Source organism: Streptococcus mitis, assembly GCF_001074635.1.
Lineage (GTDB): Bacteria > Bacillota > Bacilli > Lactobacillales > Streptococcaceae > Streptococcus > Streptococcus mitis_E.
In genome coordinates this window covers 1-877 of sequence record NZ_JUQO01000155.1, presented here as the reverse complement: position 1 = coordinate 877, position 877 = coordinate 1, and the positions used below count along the sequence as shown (strand labels likewise).

The window sequence follows — 877 nt, the reverse complement described above, 5'->3', positions numbered from 1 at the left end:
AGACCATAGTACGGAAGAAGTTCCTGTAACGGTTGAAGTAACGCCACAAAAAGACGATTACGATCCACAACCGAAACAACAAACAGTGGAACATGCTCAAGTACCACTAGCAAAAGATAGTATTCATAATGTTAAAGATTTACCAGAAGGTTCAACATTTGAATGGAAAGATAGTAAAGTTCCAGATACTTCTAAACATGGTGAGAAAAAAGGAGTAGTAACTGTAACTTATCAAGACAGAAGTACAGAAGACGTTGAAGTTACAATTACAGTTAATCCTAAAGACTTTACTCCAGTGGTTCCGAAAGAAAAAGTACCGGTGAAAATACCTGATAACTTAACACAAGCTGAACAAGATAAAGTGAAGAAAAATGTGAAAAAAGCAAATCCAGGAAAAGACGTAATTGTTGCTTCAGATGGAAATGTAACAATCACTGATCCAGAAACAAATATCACTCATAATATTCCTCGTGATGAATTGTTATTTGCATATGCAAAAGGTGAACTAGAAGTTTTAGAAAATCCAGAATTCAATGGAGGAGTAAATACACCGGATTCTCCAATTCATGAAGTACCAGAATTTAATGGTGGAGTGAATGGAGAAACAGAAACTCAAGAAGAATTACCAGAATTCAATGGAGGAGTAAATACACCTGACTCACCTATTCATGAACGACCAGACTTCGCAGGTGCAGTAAATGGAGAACTTCCAGATCCAGTACAATTACCTAAAGTTCAGTTAATCATTACTAAATGGGTTGATGAACAAGGTAATGAATTGAAACCAGCGGATGCCAAAGCTCCATCGGTATTAGGTGAAGCCAATGAAGCATTTGAACATGGTGAAATTGAAGGTTATGTATTTGTAAGAACAGAA

1 protein-coding gene is annotated in these 877 nt (G+C 36.3%); it reads left to right on the top strand.

The annotated features are described in order from the left end of the window. On the top strand, positions 1-877 hold an 877-nt coding region (locus tag ADI58_RS06465; protein ID WP_275043629.1), incomplete at both ends, for an SIALI-17 repeat-containing surface protein.